The sequence below is a fragment of the Roseovarius sp. MBR-154 genome (assembly GCF_053628595.1).
Map to the genome: position 1 here is coordinate 228253 of NZ_JBRJGR010000003.1, position 20293 is coordinate 248545.

General features: G+C 63.3%; 11 protein-coding genes and 1 pseudogene. 3 read left to right on the top strand and 9 right to left on the bottom strand.

The genetic code is table 11. The features are described 5' to 3' along the window. Window positions 1-14: 14 nt before the first annotated feature. Window positions 15-2657: a TRAP transporter large permease subunit gene (locus tag ACSSV4_RS06055; protein WP_454274091.1), complete on the top strand. Its 2643-nt coding sequence runs from the start codon at window positions 15-17 to the stop codon at window positions 2655-2657. Window positions 2658-3232: 575 nt separating this feature from the next. Next, complete coding sequence (locus ACSSV4_RS06060) at window positions 3233-5599, top strand: VWD domain-containing protein (protein ID WP_454274092.1); 2367 nt, start codon at window positions 3233-3235, stop codon at window positions 5597-5599. Between the two features lie 115 nt (window positions 5600-5714). On the opposite strand, the pseudogene ACSSV4_RS06065 reads toward ACSSV4_RS06060, so the two are convergent. From ACSSV4_RS06065 to ACSSV4_RS06085, 5 genes and pseudogenes are all read right to left on the bottom strand, one after another. Then, window positions 5715-5906: pseudogene (locus ACSSV4_RS06065) on the bottom strand (IS3 family transposase); the annotation flags it as partial. Between the two features lie 482 nt (window positions 5907-6388). Then, window positions 6389-8494 carry a N,N-dimethylformamidase beta subunit family domain-containing protein gene (locus ACSSV4_RS06070; RefSeq protein ID WP_454274093.1) on the bottom strand — a complete coding sequence of 702 codons (2106 nt, stop codon included), beginning with the start codon at window positions 8492-8494 and terminating at the stop codon, window positions 6389-6391. A gap of 4 nt (window positions 8495-8498) precedes the next feature. Next, a complete protein-coding gene (locus ACSSV4_RS06075; RefSeq protein WP_454274094.1) occupies window positions 8499-9794 on the bottom strand; it encodes a TRAP transporter large permease in 1296 nt (431 codons plus the stop codon). Then, a complete protein-coding gene (locus ACSSV4_RS06080; protein ID WP_454274095.1) occupies window positions 9791-10273 on the bottom strand; it encodes a TRAP transporter small permease in 483 nt (160 codons plus the stop codon). Before ACSSV4_RS06080 ends, ACSSV4_RS06075 begins: the two co-directional genes overlap by 4 nt. Window positions 10274-10341: 68 nt before the next feature. Beyond that, the gene (locus ACSSV4_RS06085) at window positions 10342-11340 is read right to left on the bottom strand and encodes a TRAP transporter substrate-binding protein (protein ID WP_454274096.1); all 999 of its coding nucleotides are present in this window, start codon (window positions 11338-11340) and stop codon (window positions 10342-10344) included. Between the two features lie 112 nt (window positions 11341-11452). Between ACSSV4_RS06085 and ACSSV4_RS06090 the strand changes: the two genes are divergently transcribed. After that, window positions 11453-12379, top strand: coding sequence for a LysR family transcriptional regulator (locus tag ACSSV4_RS06090; RefSeq protein ID WP_454274097.1), 927 nt, complete (start codon window positions 11453-11455; stop codon window positions 12377-12379). Between the two features lie 21 nt (window positions 12380-12400). On the opposite strand, the gene ACSSV4_RS06095 is transcribed toward ACSSV4_RS06090, so the two are convergent. Genes ACSSV4_RS06095 through ACSSV4_RS06110 form a run of 4 tightly spaced genes read right to left on the bottom strand, consistent with a single transcriptional unit; the run spans window position 12401 to window position 19848 of the window. Continuing rightward, window positions 12401-14242 carry an acetyl-CoA hydrolase/transferase C-terminal domain-containing protein gene (locus ACSSV4_RS06095; RefSeq protein ID WP_454274098.1) on the bottom strand — a complete coding sequence of 614 codons (1842 nt, stop codon included), beginning with the start codon at window positions 14240-14242 and terminating at the stop codon, window positions 12401-12403. Then, entirely contained in the window at window positions 14235-16322 is a 2088-nt protein-coding gene (locus tag ACSSV4_RS06100; RefSeq protein ID WP_454274099.1) for a 3-hydroxyacyl-CoA dehydrogenase NAD-binding domain-containing protein, read from the bottom strand. Before ACSSV4_RS06100 ends, ACSSV4_RS06095 begins: the two co-directional genes overlap by 8 nt. After that, a complete protein-coding gene (locus ACSSV4_RS06105; RefSeq protein WP_454274100.1) occupies window positions 16319-17611 on the bottom strand; it encodes an acetyl-CoA C-acetyltransferase in 1293 nt (430 codons plus the stop codon). Before ACSSV4_RS06105 ends, ACSSV4_RS06100 begins: the two co-directional genes overlap by 4 nt. Further along, on the bottom strand, window positions 17608-19848 hold the full coding sequence (locus tag ACSSV4_RS06110) for an acyl-CoA dehydrogenase (protein ID WP_454274101.1): 2241 nt from the start codon (window positions 19846-19848) through the stop codon (window positions 17608-17610). The genes ACSSV4_RS06105 and ACSSV4_RS06110 overlap by 4 nt, the downstream gene beginning before the upstream one ends. Window positions 19849-20293 lie beyond the last annotated feature (445 nt).

Consider the following 20293-nt stretch of genomic DNA (forward strand, 5'->3'; position numbering starts at 1 on the left):
TAAGGCCCGACCTGATGGAGCTGTTCTTCCTTCTTCTTCTCATCGTGATCATGGCAACCGCGCTTGGCTCGGGCTATCCGGTGGCCTTTGCGCTTCCCGGGTCTGCGATCCTCACGATCCTGCTGGCCGCCGGTTCGGGCTATCTCTTCGAGGGCAGCGTTGACGCCTATTTCGAATCCGGTGGTCCATCGCAATGGTTGAGCGCGGGGGTGACCAACCTGCGTGGCGTCTATTGGGAGCCTGAACGAGACACGCTGATCGCGATTCCGCTGTTCATCTTCATGGGCATCATGTTGCAGCGCTCGAAGATCGCCGAAGACCTGCTGGTCACCATGGCGCAGCTGTTCGGGCCGGTTCCGGGTGGTCTTGGGATATCGGTCGTCGTGGTGGGCGCGCTCTTGGCCGCCACAACCGGGATCGTGGGGGCGACGGTGGTCGCCATGGGGCTCATCTCGCTGCCCGCGATGATGCGCAACGGCTATTCCAATTCGCTCTCCAGCGGCATCATCGCCTCCTCGGGGACGCTTGGCCAGATCATCCCGCCCTCGATCGTGCTGATCATTCTCGCCGACCAGTTGGCCTCGGCGGTGGATCAGGCCGGACAGATGCGTCAGACGCTCTACAAGGAAGTCACCGGCGAATTGATGATGCCGTCGGAATACGGCGTGGTCTCGACCAGTGCGGGGGACATGTTCCTTGGCGCTCTGGTGCCGGGGCTGGTGCTTGTTGGCCTCTATATCCTGTTCATCCTCACCGTCGCCATCCTGCGCCCGCGCCTTGCGCCCGCCGTGCATCACGAGGGCAATTTCGACCTCCGGTTCCTGGGCCGGGTCCTGCTTGCGATGGTGCCGCCCCTCACGCTCATCATGATGGTGCTGGGGTCGATCATCGGCGGGATCGCCACGGTCAATCAGGCGGGGGCCATCGGGGCCGTCGGCGCGCTGGTCATGGCGGGATACCGTCTTCATCCCGGCGGTCGGCTGCAATTCGTGCCCGCCATAATGGCGCTGTCAGGGCTCGGTCTGATTGCCTTCGTGCTGGCGAATTACGACACCAATGTACAGAATATTACAAACGCGGAGGATGCGTTCGGCGTCAATCTGGCTATCCTTGGCGTGGTGATCATCACAATCTCGATCATCTGGAGCGGATACCGCGCCTTTGTGACCGAGAACGCCCTGACCGGCGTTATGCTCGAGACCGCCAAGACAACCTCGCTGGTGTTCATCATCCTTCTCGGGGCGGCGATGCTGACCTCTGCGTTCCGGGCGTTCGGCGGCGAGGAACTGGTCAAGCATTTCCTCGAAGGACTGCCCGGCGGCTTCTGGACCAAATTCGCCATCGTCATGCTGGTGATCTTCGTGCTCGGCTTCTTTCTTGATTTCATCGAGATCGCCGTGGTCGTGGTGCCGATCGTCGCCCCCATCCTGCTGGCCGATCCCGAGGCGAATGTGACCGCTGTCTGGCTCGGTGTCATGATCGGCCTCAACATCCAGACATCGTTCCTCACCCCGCCCTTCGGATTCGCGCTGTTCTATCTGCGCGGGGTCGCGTCGAAGGCGGTCAAGACGATTCAGATCTATATCGGTGTCCTGCCCTTCATCGCCCTTCAGATCGTGGCGCTGCTGATCGTCGCCGCCTATCCGCCGCTGGTGAATTATCTGCCGATGCGCAGCTCTCTGACGGCGGAAACCGCGCCGCCACCGATCAATCCGGCGCTGCAATATTGCGTCGAGAACTACGTCGCGCAGGAATTCGCGCGCAATGGCGACAGCATCCTGGCCGCCATCGAGCGGGCAGGCAGGCTCGATCTGTCTTACCTGCCCGAAGACCTGCGGGACGATTTCGAGCAGGGTCTGGAGAAGGCCCGCAGCGCGTTCCCGATGATGGCGGAGATCGAGGAGATCAAGCAGCAGCTGGCGGAGAAGGCAGTCGCTTATCGCCCGCAACATACGGTGGTCCGCGCCCTGCAGCGCGATGCGCGCCGGCTCGAGGCCGAACTCGAGGATCTGCGTGTGCAGATCCAGCGCGGCTTTGGCGATACCGACGCGCTGCAGGCGCGGGTCGACAGGATGGAAGCCGAACGCGAAGCGCTGCTCGAGCAGGTTCCTGAAGAGTGGAAGGCGTTGCAGGCGGCCTATTCCCAGATCACCTCTGCGGATCGGCGTGCGCGCGGCCTGTATCGCCGCACGGTGGATCAGGCCTATGAGCCGGTTCAGGAGTTGATTGATGTCATCGCGACGGCGGACACGCTTGCCGCTCTCGATGAGCAAATCGCCGCGCTCGCCGACGATGCGCCGGATATGGACCGTGAAACCGCCGATGCGCGATTCAAGGAGGTCGAGCGCGCGCTCGGCGATGTCGCCGGTGCGAATGACATTCGCGGGTTGCTCTCGGATGCGCGCCGCGAGATTGACGACAGGTCGCCGGATCCCGAACGCGCCGCCGAGTTTATCGCCGAGGCGCGCGCGCTCTTCGAGGCCGAGGTGGCGTGGCGGCTGCGGGCACAGGAGGAGTTGCTGCCCGATCTGAGAGAGTACAAGGCTGCGATCAGCGGAACCATCGGCCTGCGTCAGCAGCCGAAACTGCCGCGCGAACAGGCGCTGTTTGTCGCCTCCTGCAACTCCAAGCACCGTGACATCTCGCTGAACTTCTAGAACCGGTGTCGAGGCGATGGGGACTGCTGGCCATGGCCTGCGTGATCAGTGAATCGCCTTGGCGACAGGGGAGGGCCTGAGTTCGATGGCGAAAATGGTCGGCTGGTGAGGCTTCTTGCGTACGGCCTGAAGGGCCAGATGGCGCAAGGCCGCGCGGCCTTCCGACGCTTGAGGGTTTTCCTCTCGGGGGGCCGCCGTCACGCGGCGCGGGTGCGAGGTTGGTCGGCGGGGCCACCTCTGCAGCATGCAACCGACCCGGCCCCGGCATCTCTGCCACCAGCATGGTTTCGCCTGCCGCCTGGGCCCGTGCAATGGCCGGGTGCCGGGTTTCGGTGGCGACACGCTCACCTTCTCCGGCGTGATCAATACCGACGCTCTTCCGAAAGATGTGTGTATCATCTGATCTTGCCCGGTCGGCCTGATGCAAACGAGAGATCTTGCAAGGCTGAAGCGTACAGCCCCTTGCCGGATAGCCCCTGAATTGACATGCTGAGAGAGTGTATTGGGACGAGTGCCGCTGCCCATTGGGGGGCTGTGAATAGAATCAATTCAAACCAAATTCAGGAGGAGCACCCATGCTGCCCGACTTTCCCGAAATCACCTCGCCCGAAGACTTCACGCTATGGAGCGGCCTGCTGTCCTCGGTCGCGGCCTTCACCGGCGACACGGATTTCCAGGCCGCATTGAGCGCCGACCCGACCACTGTCACCGTGGGCGAATACCTCGATCTGCTGGACGTGGCCGAGGCATCGCTTCTGGCCACCGATTTCAGCCATCTGAACTCGATCATTCCGACGCTAGAGGCGCAGATCGAGGCGAGCCTGCAGGATGCGGACCTGCCCGACGGCACCACAGTGGAGGATATCGTCGATGCCTCTGTGGGCTTTCTTGAGGATCTGGCGGCGGGGGATTTCAGCTTTATCACAAGCACATTCGACACGATACGTTCGCTTCTGGAGGGTGTGCCACGCGACACGCCGCTGTTTGACGGGCTGATCGGGACCGGGCCTGTCGATCCGGGCGATTTCGACTTGCCCCAACTGCCCGACCTGCCCACCCTTGGCTGGGTGTCGGGCGACCCGCACCTGCAGACGTTGGACGGGATCGGCTATGACTTTCAGGCAGCCGGGGAATTCGTGCTGTTGCAATCTGCCGACGCGGGCGATTTCATGCTGCAGGCGCGCATGGTGCCGGTCGGTCCGAATGTCAGCGTGAACGAGTCGATTTCGACCAATCTCGACGGTGTCGCGGTGATGATAGATGCCGCCGACGCCACGCCGTTGCATATCGGCGGTACCGCCACAGCACTGGATGACGGCGCGTCCATCGCGGTAGGCAACGGTCGCGTCTTCCGAAACGGCGATACCTATGCGATCGCCTATCCCGGCTCGGACGGTGTGGTGAACGACGGTGACAGCCAGGTGCTGGTGCGGGTGCAAGATGGGCGAATGGACCTCGATGTGCGTCTGAATGCCGAACTGCTGGGCACGCTCGAGGGGCTTCTGGGGGATGGCGACGGCAACGCGGCCAATGATGTGGCGCTGGCCGATGGTACGGTGCTGGCCCGCCCCTTTACCTTTGCCGATCTCTACGGCACCTATCGCGATGACTGGCGCGTCGACACCGAGGCCGAGAGCCTGTTCACCTACGACGCCGGAGAAAGCCTGGCGGGTTTCTACGACCCTGCGATGCCGGGCGCGCTGGTGACGCTCGAGACGCTCGACCCGGATGTGCGCGAGACGGCCGAGGCAGCGGCGCAGGCGGCCGGCCTGTCTCCGGGCACCTCGGCTTATGACAATGCGGTGCTCGATTTCGCGCTCACGGGCGACACCAGCTTCCTGACCTCGGCGCTAAACACGCCGCTTTCGCTCATCGGCACGGCGCTCGGAGAAGATCTGACCGGAGGGGAGGGCGCAGACGTGATAGACGGGCTGGGCGGAGACGACCAGCTGGAGGCGCGCGGCGGCAATGACGTAGTGTTCGGCGGTGCCGGGAATGACACCATCGACGCGGGCGATGGCGATGACCAGATCAATACCGGCATCGGCTTTGATCTGGTGGAGGCCGGGGGCGGCAATGATCTGGTGCAGGGGCTCAACGGTTTCGACACGCTGAATGGCGGTGCCGGCAATGACACGCTCGAGGGCAATGCCGGCAATGATGAGCTGAATGGCGGCGATGGCGATGATGTGATCAATACCGGCATCGGCTTTGATCTGGTGGAGGCCGGGGGCGGCAATGATCTGGTGCAGGGGCTCAATGGCTTCGACACGCTCAATGGTGGTTCCGGCAATGACACGCTGCAGGGCAATGCCGGCAACGATGTCATGTCGGGTGGCGCGGATGACGACCTGCTGGTCGGCGGCATCGGCTCGGATGTGATGAGCGGGGATGGCGGCAATGACCTCTTGCAGGGTCAGGGCGGGTTCGACACGCTCGACGGTGGCGACGGCAGTGACACGCTGCAGGGCAACAACAGTGACGATCTGCTGAATGGCGGGGTGGGCGACGACCTGCTCGAGGGCGGCTTTGCCAATGACGTGCTCAACGGCGAGGCGGGCAATGACACGTTGAATGGCGGAAACGGCGCCGATGTCCTGAATGGCGGCGAGGGCGATGACCGGCTCGAGGGCAACGCGGGCAGCGACACGCTCGATGGCGGCGCGGGCACTGATGTGCTGCGCGGCGGGCTCGGGGCGGATACCTTCGTGTTCCGGCTCGGTTCGGGCAATGACCGGATCGTGGATTTCGGCAATGTGGATGCGGTCGCGCTCGAGGCGGCGCTCCTGGGCGGCGGCAACCCCGACGCGGAGGATCTGCGCGATATCTCCAGCCTCGACGCCGACGGCTTCCTGCTGCTCGATTTCGGGGGTGGCGACACGCTCACCTTCACCGGCATCACCAATACCGGCGCCATCCTGGATGATGTGAGCTTTATCTGAGGCAGAGTGACCAGCCACTGAAGCTTAATCCAGCACGACCCGGAGATCTCCGGGTCGTGGTCCGGCCCGAACCTTCGTCCGTTCCTGGCGAAAGTGTTCGGCCCTCGATCAGGGTGGCAAGCTGGTCCTGCGTGAAGTCGCGCGACGACCGGGCGTTTGGCCGCGCTTCGACCAGGATCGGAGCTCGGCTGCCTGCGGCCTTACGTCAGGCTCGTCGGCGGCGCAGCAGCGCAAAGATCCGCCGATAGCCAACCCGGCGGCGCTCATTGGCCAGATCCCGCAGCCGCGGACGCGGTTCGGCCTCCGGCGATCCGGTGACGGCCATGGGCGCAGGCGGCATCCGGGTGTTGGCCGGGCGGTGACGTGGGCGTCCGGTGATCCGGGTGGAGGTTTCGGGGGGCGGGTCGCTCGTGTCAGGCGGTTTTCGGCAGAGCGGGCGCGTCGTTCCATCACCTTGAACCCATCGCGCGCCTGCGTGACCATTTCAATGTCAGGCGGTCCGTTGTGGCGTCCGGACCGAAGCAGGGCCTTTCCGAAGATCGGCGTTCTTACGCGCCGCCTTGGGACACAACCTGGGTGTCACGCCGTCTCCAATGTTCCCGTCTCCGCAAGCGTTCCGGCGATAAGGCTGCGGTCGGCCACCATGGTTGAGAAAAACCATGGCCGCAGCATGAGTCTGACCCCGAAATCTGTCTGCGGGTCGAAACCTCAGTGGCCAGGTCGGACTTCGGTCCCCGTCCCACCAGCGGGTTTCGCGCATCTTTCGCGCATCCCGGGGCTTGGCCCCGGCTAGTGCTGCGCCATCAACTTTCGGCGCAGGTAGTTTTCCAGCAGGCGCGAGACATCATTGTCGAACCCATTCCACGGGAGGCTGCCGCAAAAGGTGATCGAGCCGACTGAAAAGACCGATCCGCCTCTTGGCAGGTCGAAATAGATCAGATCTGCGTGTTTGGCGTCTTCCTCCGGCCCGCCGGTCAGGTTCGTGAGGTGCGTCAGCTGCTCTTCGGGGACCAGCATGAAGGCCTGATTGTCGCCCGCGGAGCGTGCCAGCAAAACGTGGTCCTGCGGCGAGCCGATGCGGTGATCGACATGATCAAGCTCGAACCCTGCCGCGCCGTTGCCGCTGAACCCGTAATCGCCGAAGAGATCGTCGGTCACCCCCTCGAAAAGCCAGTCGAAGGCCGGATCGAAGCATATCCGCTGATAGGGTGCGCCGTGAAACTCGCCCTGCGCGGCAAAGCCGATCCCCACCAGCGCCTGCGGCGCCCGCCCGCTGCGCCGCCAGAGGCCGCCATAGGTGCCATCGAAGGCGTTGTAATACTCGCCCGGCTCCGCCGCCCATGCGCGGATACCGTCCTCTGCCCGGCGGATTTCGAGCAGGCTGTCATTCTCTGTATGCCGGGCGATGCGCCAGTAGAATCCGTTTCCCCCGAGATACAGAAGATTGCCACCCGCATCGCGGTAGTCGCGCAGCGCGTCCAGCGTCTCGGCGGTGTGGTATTCGGGGTGGGTGGTGGTGGTGACGGCCTTGTACCCCGACAGAACTTCGGCCCCTTCGGCATGCAGCTCGTGATCGGTAATGATATCATACTCCATGCCCTTGGCATGCAGCCAGCTGATCAGGTGGCTGTCGGCCGGGAAATGCCGCAGGCCCGAGCAGGCGGTTGCCCCGAAGGTCAGAAATCCGGGCCGCAGATTGAACAGCGGCCGCCGGTGCGAGGCGTGGCAGATGCCCGACCCGTCGGAATGGGTATTGTAGGTCGACAGGCCATAGTCCGGATATTCCGAGGGGTTATGCGGATAGGCGCCCCAGTCGCGCATACGTCCCTGCCACGAGGGGTCGTAATCGGGGCGGGCATGGTTGCCATAGACCACATAGGTGAAGGTCGGGATCAACACGCAAAGGTCGGCGCGCCGCATGCCCTTGGGCGGGCAGATATAGAACGGTAAGGCGTCGCTGCCGTGATCGCCCTCGATATGCATGACGTAGACGCCCGACGGCATGTCCTCGGGGACGGTCAGGGTGAAATCGGTCTGCCAGCCGAAATCGTAGATATCGTCCTCGTGGAAATGGATCGCGCCGTAATGCTCGGGCTTGTGCCGCCAGCACATCTCGGAGGCGTCCCACTGCGCGCCGGTCGTTGCGCGGGTGGGAAAGTTGACGAGGCGCAGAGCCGGGCCGGTCAGGGCCGACACGCGGGTTGACGGGATATCCGCGGCCAGATCCCAGGCCGCGATCGGGCCATCCGGGCCTGCGGTGGCCGGGGCCTCGATCTTGCCGTTGAAGAAATCCGCCGCTCTTGTGTTGGTCAGACACGCGGCGATGGTAACGGGGGCTGTGATCGCCGCGCGGGGCAGCGCACCGCTTGTGTCATGCGTCTCGCGGCTGTGATGTCCCAGAACCGTCTGGACAAGTGTGGCGCGCCCCTCCGTCAGCCGCGCCTCGATCTGCGACCAGCGATGCGGCGGCAGCGGCACCGGGGACGTGACCCGCGCCTCGCCAACCGCGACAAAAAGACAGCCCGCCGCGTCGAGTCCCATGGTCAAAGGCCCGCAGGACAGCACCGCCTGATCGCTTCCATTGAAATGCGTGGGCTGGATCGTCGCGCTGAGGATGACGTTTCCTCGCGCGGGAAGCGTGATCGCCGCCTCGCTGTGACCATAGGAGCCGGGAAAGAACGGCTGATGCCGGGCGGGCAGATAGCGCGGTGCGAACCATGCGCTGGCATCCTCTTCGGTGATGCCGACGCCCGCCGGGTTTGGATCGGCGCAGATCGACCGGGCCAGCCGCGCGCGATAGCGGCCGCCGCTGGTCGACGAGACCTTGAATTCGATCGCTTCGCCCGGCCGCGCCGAGAGGCGGTCGGTATAGCCGGTCAGGGGAACTTCTTTCATGGGCTTACCTCAGTTGCGGGCCGTAGACGAGATCGGGCAGCCAGGTCACCCAACCCGAGAAAAAGACGAGAAGCAGGATCATCAGCATGTAGGGGATCAGCAGCGGCAGCACCCCGACAGAGATATCCTCGATGCTGGTCTTGCTGATCCGTGCGGCCACGAAAAGGTTGACGCCGATGGGCGGGGTCAGGAACCCGATCTCGCAGGTCATCACGGTGAAGATGCCGAACACCACCGGGTCCACGCCGAGGCTGGTCACCAGCGGAAAGAACACGGCGGTAAAGATGATGATCTGCGGAATGCTCTCCAGCCACATGCCGACGAGGATATAGAAAATCCCGATGAACAGCATGATCAGCCAAGGATAGGCGACCAGCCCCTGAAAGAGCGCGAGGATGTCGCTGGGAATGTCGAAAATCGTGACCAGTTGCCCGAACGCCTTGGTGGAGCCGAGGATGAACAGCACCGTGCCTATGACGATGGCGGTGAACTTGAACGCGTGCAGCAGTTTGATCCATGTCAGGCCGCGATAGATGAAGAGCCCGACGAAGAGACCGTAAGCCACCGCGACCGCCGCCGCCTCGGACGGGGTGAAGATGCCGGCATAGATGCCGCCCAGGATGAGGACCGGCGCGAAGACCGCCCATTTGCCATCCCATAATGCCCAGAGCAACGGGCTCCAACGAAACCGTTCTTCTGTGCCGCCGTAGCCGTTCTTCCACGAGATGGCGAAGACCACGACCATCAGCATCAGCCCCAGCAGAAGGCCCGGCAGGATCCCCGCCAGAAAAAGCCGCGGAATGGAGACATCCGTGACCAAGGCGAAGATGATCAGCAGATTGGAGGGTGGGATCATGCTGCCAAGCGCGCCCGCCGAGGCGGCGATGGCACCGGCAAAGCGCGAGCGATAGCCCTCTTTCTGCATCGCCGGAATGGTGATCGAGCCGATGGCGGCGGTGGTGGCCGGGCCCGACCCCGAGAGCGCGGCAAAGAACATGCAGGCCACCACCGTCACCAGCCCCATCCCGCCCTTGTAGGCACCCACAAGGCGTTTCGCGATTGTGACCAGTTTTTCCGACATGCCGCCCTGTTCCATCAACTGTCCCGCAAGGATGAAGAGAGGGATAGTCACCAGCGGAAACGGCTCGAACGCGGTCCAGGCCGCCTGCGCCATCAGGGTCAGGGGGATGTCGGCAATCAGCAGGCCCGCGACCGTGGCCAGCCCGGCGGCGAAGGGAATAGGAACGCCAATGGCCATCGCAAAGACGAAGGCGGCAGCCATGACAAGGGGGCCATTCATAGCGGCAGATCCTTCCAGCCGTCACGGCCCCATCGCCAATAGACCTGAAGAATGCGAAACAGCATCAGGCCGAACGCCATCGGGATGATCATCTGCACCCATCGCTGTTCGATTCCCAAACCGGGGGTCATGTAGGTGACGTTGAACAGAAGCTGCGTATAGATCGTGGTCTGCACGATCATGAAGATCACGAACCCGGCCCAGAGCGTATCGGCCAGCACCACGGCCCCCACCTGCACGGCGCGTGGCAGGCGGCTGACCAGCAGGGTGATGCGGATATGCGCGCGTTCGCGCACCGCCATCGTCGCGCCAAGATAAACCGCGAAGATCATTCCATAGACGGCGGTCTCCTCGGCCCAGGCGGCGGCGGTCGAAAAGAAGTAGCGCAAGATCACCTGAAGAAGGACCGAGCCCACCACAACCACGAGGCAGATCGTGCAGATCACCTCTTCGAAATACCTGTCGATCTTGGACAACATTCCCCGGCCTCCGTCCAGAAGGTGTTGATGGCACGGGGGCATTGCCCCCATGCGGTGCTTCGGAGGCGTTACTCGGCTTCGGCGCGGATGGCATCCACGAGGGCGATGAAGGCCTCGCCCTTGTCGGCGGCATAGCGATCCTGCACCCGTAGCCCGGCCTCGATAAAGCCGGAGGGGTCGATTGCCACCGTTTCCATGCCGCCCTCACCGATCAGGAAGGCCCGGATTTCGTCGGTCTGTGCGGCCATCTCGTTGCGGTGATAGACGCCCGCCTCGGCGGCCGCCCGCATCACCGCGTCGCGCTGGGCTTCATCCAGCTTGTTCATCACGCGGTCGCTGGCAAAAAGCGGCGAGAAATAGGTGAAATGCTCCAGCACCGTGAAATAGGGCATGATCTCGTAGAACTTCTGCGACTTGATGAACGAGGTGCCGTTATCCGCGCCTTCGACCGTGCCGGTCTGCAGCGCGGTCGGCGTATCGGCCCAGGGCAGCGGGATGGGGGCCGCGCCGAACTCTGCGTAGGTGTCGATCATGACTTGGTTCTTGGGCACGCGGACCTTGAGACCTGCCATGTCCTCGACCGAGGTGATCGGGTTGCGGGAATTGTAAAAATCGCGGTCGCCCACAAAGCCGTAAGTCAGCAGGTGCACGTTTGTCGCCGCTTGAAGCTGCGCGGCAAAGTCGCGCCCGACCTCGCCTTCGAGCACGCGGTAGGCATGCTCCTTGTTCTGGAAGATATAGGGCAGCACGAACGCGTCCATCAGCGGGAAATGCGGCGAGACGTTGTTGCCGGTGATGACGAACATGTCCACGGTGCCAAGCTGCATGGCCTTGAATGCCTCATCCTCGCCCATCAACTGGCCACAGCAGCGCACCTTCACGTCGATGCTGCCTTCGGAATAGTCCTCGACCAGCACCTCGAACTTGTCGGCAAGCACGGCATAGGTGCTGGTCTCGGAGGCCGCATAGCCGAGATTGATGGTGACATCTTGCGCCGAGGCCGTGCCCGCGACGAGGGTCAGGGCCGCAAGCGGCCCGGCGATGAACTGAAAGAGTGAATGTGACATGATCGCTCCCGGTTGGATGTGGAATTGTTGTTTTTGTTATCCGGTCAGGGTAGCCGGGCCGGATCTGCAAGTATAATATCAATTGATTAGTTTCTGATGCATAAAAGGTATCATGAAGATCGGTCTGCGCCATATCCGCTATTTTCTGATCCTCGCCGAGGATCTGAATTTCCGACGCGCCTCGGAGCATCTGCATATCTCGCAACCGGCGCTCACCCGCACGATCCAGCATCTCGAGGCGGAGTTGCAGGTCACGCTTTTCGACCGGTCGCAGAACTTTGTGCGCCTGACCGATGCGGGGCGCGCCTTTCGCGAGGGCGGTCAACGTGTGCTGAACGGGATGGAGGCCACCATTGATCTCACGCGCCGGGTCAGCATCGGCGAGGCGGGCGCGCTGCGGGTGGGCTATACCGATTTCGCCATCGCCGATGCGCTGCCCGAACTGCTCAAGCAATTTCACCAAAGGCATCCCGGCATCACCGTACGCCCGCATCACGGCGTCACCACGTCACAACTTCAGGAGTTGCGGGACGACAAGCTTGATATCGGATTTGTCACCGGGCCGGTGCGGCAGCCGGGATTTGACAGCCGGGTGGTGCAGACCGACCGTCCGATCTGCATCGTGCCAGAGGGCCACAGGCTGGCATCGCGCGCCTCGGTTACGCTTGCGGATCTGGCGGATGAGGATTTCGTGCACGGCCCTGCCGAGGCCTGGGCACATTTCTACGATTACCTGTTTCCGCTGTGCCGCAAGGCGGGCTTTCAGCCGCGCATCGTGCAGGAGGCGTTCAATTCCGTCGGCATTCTCGGTCTGGTTTCCTGTGGCATGGGCATCACCATCCTGACCGAAAGCATCTACGATTTCGCGACCGGGCGGCTGGTGCCCTTGCCGATCAGCGACATCGCCGAGGTCATGGTGACAGAGGCGGTCTGGGCGTCCGAAAACCTGCGGCTCCCGACACAGCACTTCGTCGAATTCCTGGAGACACATGCGGATCATCAAGGCTTTGAGGAGGCGCAGGATGCTGGTGTCAATTGACGCCGCGCCGTTCTCATGTGTCTAGGCGCTGTCACAGCCCGCCTGTTCCCGACGCAGCGCACCACGAAGGGCCCGCTCGGTCAGCGGCTCACCCAGACGGGGCTTTGCGTCAAATCCCATGCGCGCCATTGCATCCGGCTCGTGCTCGGGGGCGGCACGCAGCAGGCTTGCCGCAACCAGCCCGGCGAGGGAGGTCGGGCTGTGGCGCGCGCGCGCCAAGCGCGCCAAGGCGGGCAGCAACAGGCGCTCCAGTGTGTCGAAATCGGTGCCGAACGGGAAATCCGGAAGGCTCGCCTGATGCGCCTTGCGCCATTTCTCAAGCCGTTCGGGCGTGTTCCGGCGCGCGCCGAGGCGAAAATCCTTGCCGATCTTTCCTGCCTGCTGCGCCGTCTTCAAGAGCGAATCCTGAAACCGCGCGTCGGTGATCGCCAGCATCCGCGCAATGACCTCGTGATCGGGCTGGCCGCGCAGGTCGGCGACGCCGTATTCCGTGACGACAATGTCGCGCATGTGATGCGGCACGGTGGCAAAGGGCAGATCCCAGACAATATTCGACACCGTCTTGCCGCCGCTTTCGCGCGTCGATGGCAGCGTGAGGATCGAGCGCGCGCCCTCGAGCGCGAAGGCCTGCTCGACAAAGTTGAACTGCCCACCGACCCCGCTGACGACCTGACCGTCGTCTTTCACATCCGACGCCACCGCGCCCAGCAGGCTGGCTTTCATCGCGCTGTTGACGAAGCGGGCATCGGTTCGGGCGGCGCGCTTGGCCGCTTCGTCGCCGTAAAGCGCATTGGTGAAACTGACCGGGCGCATCTGGATCTGTGCACGCCGCTCGGGCGTCATGGCGCGCAGTTTGGCATAAAACTCCCGATCCTCGACAAAGAACGCCGCGTGAATCGCGGCCCCCTCCACCTGTCGCTTGAGCAGCCCCTCCTCGAACAAGGCCAGCAGACCGCCCACCAGCATTTCCGCCACGGCATAGAGCCCGGTTTCAAAACCGGTGGTTTCCGCTGCACCGCCGGGTGCAAGATCCTGCATGATCCGCGAGAATTGCCCCGTCTGACGCTGAATGAGCGCATGGGCGATGGCATCACCGGTCTTGCCGATCCCCAGTTGCAGCGTTCCTCCATCCTTGATCAGCCCCGCAACATGCACGCCGATCGCGTGATATCGGGTCGAGACCGGCTGACGCACCGCCGAGAACAGCTCGAATTGCCGGGGCGGATCGAGACAGTACTCCAATGTCTCGGCGTCGATCTCGGCTGCGGGTCCGGGCATGAACGGCAGTTGGTCGTTGATCTCGCCCGCCATCCGAAAATCCATCTGCCCCGCCTCGCGACGGGCCAGAAGATCGGCCGTGATATCGGTATTGCACGACAGCGAGTAACGCGCCCCGTCGCGTGCCAGAAGCTGGATCAGGAGGTTCGGCTTCTGCGCCACCAACACGTCGAGCGCATGGGTGTAATTCGCCGAAATGTAATTCTGCTGCATCTGCTCCACGCCGAGCCAGCGCCCTGCCAGCAGGAAGAACTCGCGGATCTCTATATTCGCGGGCAGGTCACCATCCCGCAGCATCCGCGCATAAAGGATCTCCGGATATGCCCCGAAGAGGCGATCCATTGCCGGGGCAAGAAACCGCTTCTCCATATCGGATCGGGGCGCGGGGCGTTCCAGCGTCAATGCGGTGAAGATCGACAGTTTGACCTCGGGGTCATCGCAAGCCGCGCGCGTCAACGCATTCAGCAGTGTCACCGGCTTGCCCAGGCCCAGTGGCAGCGCCAGCCGGATGTCGCCGCCGGTATCGGCGATGATCCTTGCGGCCAGATCATCCGCGTCCTGCGTTGTCAGGGCGGGCTCAACCAAGGTCGGACCAGCCCGCATCCGGCTCGAACCGCGCGCCGTGGCGGCCCGCCAGTTCGGAAAGCCTCTCGACGACATCCTTGACCCCGCGTGTCCGTGCATAATGCATCGGCCCGCCTCGGAACGGCGCGAAACCGGTGGCAAAGATCATCGCGGCGTCAACCTCATCGCCATCGACCACAACCTCCTTGCGCAGGCATTCGACGCAGGCATCCAGCATCGGCAGGATCAGCCGGTCGGTCAGATCATCGGGCCCCTCACCATCGGGTTTGGGCGTCGGGTCGCCATCGGACCAGTCGTAAAATCCCGTGCCTGCCTTCTTGCCGGTCTCGCCCGCCTCGACTTTTCGGTGCAACGCCGGAGAGATATCGGGCATCGGCTTGTCGAGATGGTCCTTCAGGCTTTCGGCCACATGCAGACAGATATCGAGCCCCACCTGGTCGGCCAGCGCGACCGGTCCCATCGGCATCCCGAAATCGACGGCGGCGCGGTCGATCACCTCTTTCGCGACGCCTTCCTCCATCAAGAGCATCGCTTCCATCAAATAGGGCGTCAGCGCACGGTTCACCAGAAACCCCGGATTGTCCCGCACCCTTACCGGCAGGCGGTCGATGGCACCGCAAAAGGCCGAGAGCCGGTCAAGAACCGGCTTTGCCGTTCTCTCATGCGCGACAACCTCGACCAGTTCCAGCTTGGACACCGGGTTGAAGAAATGCAGCCCGGCGAAGTGTTCCGGTGTCTTGGCCTTATCCGCCAGATCCGAGAGCCGCAGGCTCGACGTGTTGGTCGCCAGGATCGCGTCGGGCTTCATTCTGGCCCCCAGATCGGCAAAGATCCTGCGTTTCAGGTCGGGCTCTTCCGGTGCCGCCTCGATCACCAGATCGGCGCGGGCGACGCCGTATCCCTGCGGATCGGGAACAAGCTGATCGAGCACATCCCGGGTTTCGGCCCGGGTCAGGTGCGTGTCGCCGCAGATGTCGCGCGCCTGTTTCACCGCCTTTGCCAATGGGGCGCTCTCGACATCGCCCAGGGTGACCGACTTGCCCTTCAACGCGGCCCAGGCCGCGATCCCGGCCCCCATGGACCCGGCGCCCACGACATGCACATGCGCGACCTCATCCTCGCCTTTGGCCTTGTCCTTCAGGCTCTGGCGCAGAAAGAAGACGCGGCGCAGATTCTGCGAGGTCTCGCTTTTCAGAAGGCGGGCAAAGGAGTCAATTTCCCCCTTCTGCATCTTGGCGGGGTCATCGCCATGTTCTTCCCAGAGATCAATCAGCGCATAGGGGGCCGGGTAGTGCTCAGCCGCGGCCTTCTCGGCGGTTTTGGCGCGCATCGTCCGGGCCGCCAGCGCGCGCGCCGGGGCGAGTTTAAAGGCATGCGACACAAGGCCCGCCCCGTCATGCTGCACATCGCCCGCGATGATCGCGGCGATGGCGGCTTCGACATGACGCTCTGGGCACACCACATCGGCAATGCCGAGCGATTTCGCCTTTTTCGTATGCGCGGTCTTGCCGGTCAGCATCAGTGTCAGCGCCTCGGTCGCACCGATCAGCGCGGGCAGGCGAAAGCTGCCTCCAAGACCCGGATGCAGACCCAGCTTCACTTCGGGAAAGCCGAATGACGCACCATCGACGGCGATCCGCCAGTCGCAGGCCAGCGCCAGTTCAAAGCCCGCACCCAGTGCCGCGCCATGGGTCACACAGATTGTCGGGCAGTCCAGCGCCGCAAGCCGGTCAAGGATATCGTGGCCCTGTTTCAAGAGGTCCTCCGCGCCCTCGTCGGACAGATCGTCAAAGCCCGTGATATCAGCGCCCGCCGCGAACCCGTCCAGCTTGGCCGAGCGGATCACGACCGCTTTCGGTCTGTCTGTTTCCAACCTCTCCAGATGGTCCGACAGCCCCTGCAGCACGGTTTGCGAAATGGTGTTGACGCTTTGACCCGGACGATCGAGCACCAGCCATGCGATGCCGTTCGCGTCCACGCCGCTCTGCCATTCTGCGCCGCCCGCCGCGTCGGCATTATCGCCGACCGGCCCGAGCGCCAGCTTGGTTTCACCCATGTGTTCCAGAACCGGTTTGGTCATGCCACAGCCTCCAGCAACATCGCGCCACCCAATCCGCCACCGATGCATTCCGTCGCCACGCCGGTCCTTGCCCCCTTGCGGTTCATCGCATTGGCGAGATGCAGCACGATGCGATTGCCACTTGTGCCGACCGGATGACCCAGCGAGATCGCGCCGCCATCGACATTGTGCCGGTCACGGTCGATCACTCCGAAGGGCTGATCCAGCCCCAGCACATCGCTGCAAAATGCGGGGTCGTTCCAGGCGGCGATACAGGACAGGACCTGCGCGGCGAATGCCTCGTTCAACTCCCAAAGGTCGACACCGGCAAGGTCCAGCCCGTTCCGCATCACCAGCGGTGTGGATGCCAGAACCGGCCCAAGCCCCATGACCGACGGATCAAGCCCGGCCCATTCGCTGTCGACGATCCGTGCCAAGGGGTGCAGGCCGTGTTTCTCGACGGCAGCCTCGGACGCGACAATCACCCAGGACGCGCCATCGGTGATCTGACTGGCATTGCCGGGCGTGACCTTGCCATATGGTTTCTCGAAGGCGGGGGAAAGTTTGGCCAGCGATTTCATGTCGTTGTCAGGGCGCACCCCGTCATCATGGTCGTAGACTTGGCCATTCTCGCTGTCAAAGGCGGTCATGACCTCGGTCTCCAGCCAGCCTTCCTTTTGCGCATGGGCAAGGCGGTGATGACTGTCCATCGCATAGGCATCCGCAGTTTCGCGTTCGATGTCGAAGCGATGCGCCAGAACCTCTGCGGTCTGCCCCATGTTCAACGACGTGATCGGGTCCGTCAAACCGCGCTCGAGGCCGATCACCGGCTTGAAGAAGTCCGGCCGCAGTCCCGTCAGCGCATGCGCCTGCTGCTTGGGCCCCTTGGCGCGGTTCATTTCGCCGAACCACTCGACCGCGCTTTGACGCAGAACCAGCGGCGCATGGCTCAGGGCCTCGGCGCCCCCGGCCAGTACCAGATCATGCTTGCCCTCGCGGATGTAGCGGAACGCGGTATCGATCGACTGCATCCCCGAGCCACAGTTGATCTGCGTCGTGAAGGCGACCATCTGCTCGCCCATTCCGAGGCGCAGCGCCGCGACACGCGCCGGGTTCATCTCGTCGGCGATCACGTTCACACAGCCGAGGATCACCAGATCGAAGGCCGTTTTCTCGAAGGGCTGGCGCATCAGCAAAGGTCGACCGCATTGCACCGCCAGATCGACAGGCGTGAACGGACCGGGCCCGCCACGCGCCTTCAGAAAGGGGGTTCTGGCCCCATCGACCAGATAAACCGCACGTTCCGTCATTTCGCAGCCCTCTCGACCGGAGAGCGCTGGCCGGGGAAGAGTTTCGAGAACGCCTCGGGCGTATACTCGTCGACTGCCACCACCTTGGCGACCAGCGCATTCATTTCGTTCAGTTGTTCGATATCGGCATCGCTCACGACACCGGCCTCATGTGCCTCTTCAGGCGTCTTGTCCAAATCGCGCAGCTTTTTCATAAGAGGCGCGGCTTCGTTGACCGCCGCATAGCAGCGATTGAGCAATTCGATCTCGTCCGCATGGCAGCCTTCGAAGATATGACCGACAATGCGGTCTCGGCTCTCGGAGGGGGAGTAGATCAGATCGGAACAGGCTTCGGTCAACCTGTCATCGGGCAGGGCCGGGGGACCACCGGCGAGCGTGATGACCCGCAGGACACCTGCCGCCCAGCGCGCCGGGAAATTGGACAGCACGCCATCCAGCGCGTCATGCATCGCCCTGAAGCCACGGGCGGCGGCATAGCGCACCACCGGCAGATCCTCCGACCGGCGGCCGTCATCCTCCCAGCGTTTCAAGGTGGCCGAAAGGATGTACATTTCCGACAGCACATCACCCATCCTGCCCGAGATCATTTCCTTGCGCTTGAGCGCCCCGCCCATCGTCAGAAACGCGAAATCCGCGGTCAGCGCATAGGCCGCCGACCAGCGCGCAAGCTGGCGGTAGATCGGTGCGACCGCACCGGCATCCTCGGGCGCGGGGGCAAAGCGGCCACCCGTCCAGGCCCGCCCCCAGGCGCGGAAGAACGTGCGTGTGGTGTGGCCGATATGCGCCCAGAGGCTTTCGTCGAAGCGCCGCAGCGAGTCCTCTTCATCCGCGAGCCCCAGTACCTGGATGTTGTCCAGCATATGCGGATGTGCACGGATCGCACCCTGACCGAAGATGATCAGGCTGCGGGTTACGATATTGGCGCCTTCCACGGTGATGCCGATTGGAACCGCGCGATAGAAGGGCAAGAGATAGTTGGATGGCCCGTCGATCACGGCCTTGCCCGAATGGACATCCATCGCGTCGTTCAAGGCCTCTCGCATGCGATAGGTCGCGTGGGTTTTCATGATCGCCGAGATCACCGACAGCGCATGGCCTTCGTCGAGGCCCGCACAGGTCAGTTGCCGCGCGGCATCCATCGCATAGGCATCCGCCGCAAGCCGTCCCAATCGCTCCTGGATGCCGCCGAACTTGCCGATGGGGAGGTTGAATTGCTCGCGGATGCGCGCATAGGCGCCTGAGGTATGCGCCGAAAGCGCAATCGCCGCACAGCCCATGGAGGGCAGCGAAATACCCCGGCCGGCAGCCAGGGCGCTCATCAGCATGGTCCAGCCCTGCCCGGCGTAGTCCTTGCCACCGATGATATGGTCGAGCGGGATGAACACATCCTCGCCCGTGGTCGGACCGTTCATGAACATGGTCGAGGACGGCAAGTGCCGATGTCCGGTCTCGACCCCTTGCAGATCGGTGGGAACCAGCGCGCAGGTGATGCCGATATCCTCGGGCCCGCCCAATAGCCCGTCCGGGTCGCGCATCTTGAAGGCCAGGCCCAGAACGGTGCAGACCGGTGCCAGGGTGATATATCGCTTGGCCCAGTTGAGGCGGATGCCAAGCACCTCCTCGCCATTCCACTCGCCCTTGCAGACCACGCCCTCGTCGGTCATCGACGAGGCGTCGGATCCGGCGTCGGCGCTGGTCAGCCCAAAGGCCGGCAGCTCATCGCCCCGAGCCAGCCGCGGCAACCAGTGGTCTTTCTGAGCCTGCGTGCCGAACTGCATGAGCAGTTCACCCGGCCCCAGCGAGTTGGGCACCATCACGGTGACCGCCACCGCGACAGAGCGCGTGGACAGAAACCGAATTACCATGGAATGGGCAAAGGCCGAAAACCCGAGCCCACCGTAGGATTTTGGGATGATCATCCCGAAAAACCCGTTGTCGCGCAGATAATCCCATATTTCGGGGGGCAGATCCGCCTCTTCCTGATTGATCTTCCAATCGTCGATCATGCCACACAATTCACGACAGGGCCCGTCGATGAAGGCCTGCTCAGCGTCGCTCAGCCGCGGTGCCGCAACGCTTTGGAGTTTCGACCAGTCGGGATTGCCGGAAAAGAGTTCTCCCTCCCACCAGACATCGCCCGCTTCGAGCGCCTCGCGTTCCGTATCCGAAAGCGATGGCAGGGTCTTCGAGGCCCATTTGTGGACCGGTTTGGTAAGTTTTTGACGAAAGCTTTCCATGACCGTTGAACGCGCAACCGTCGCATAGGTTCCTTGATCGATGTCGAGACTGCTACCTGCTCGGACCGCCGCAGCCCGGCATCGCGCGTGGCATTGGCCTCAGGGGTCTCAGGCAGAGAGTTGAACGGGGACACAATCCGGCTGCTCTTCCGGTGTGCCTTTCATCAAATTGAGACGCAGGTTCAGAACCGGTGTCCTGGTCCGCACGGACAGCCGTGCGCCGGTTCCTGCACGACATGCGCTGTTGCGCCATCAGCCAGCCTGGCAGCGTCTCGGCAACCGGACCGGCGACTGGAACCGGGGTTCAACAATCGCCGTCCGCAGATATGCCTGGATGGTGGTGCGAGGCAGCCCGATGCGTAGTGTCGAACAATGCTGCAAAGCCCCATGTCTGTCACTGAAATAGCCCCGACCAAGCCGGGTTTGCACGATGTTTCCATGGTCG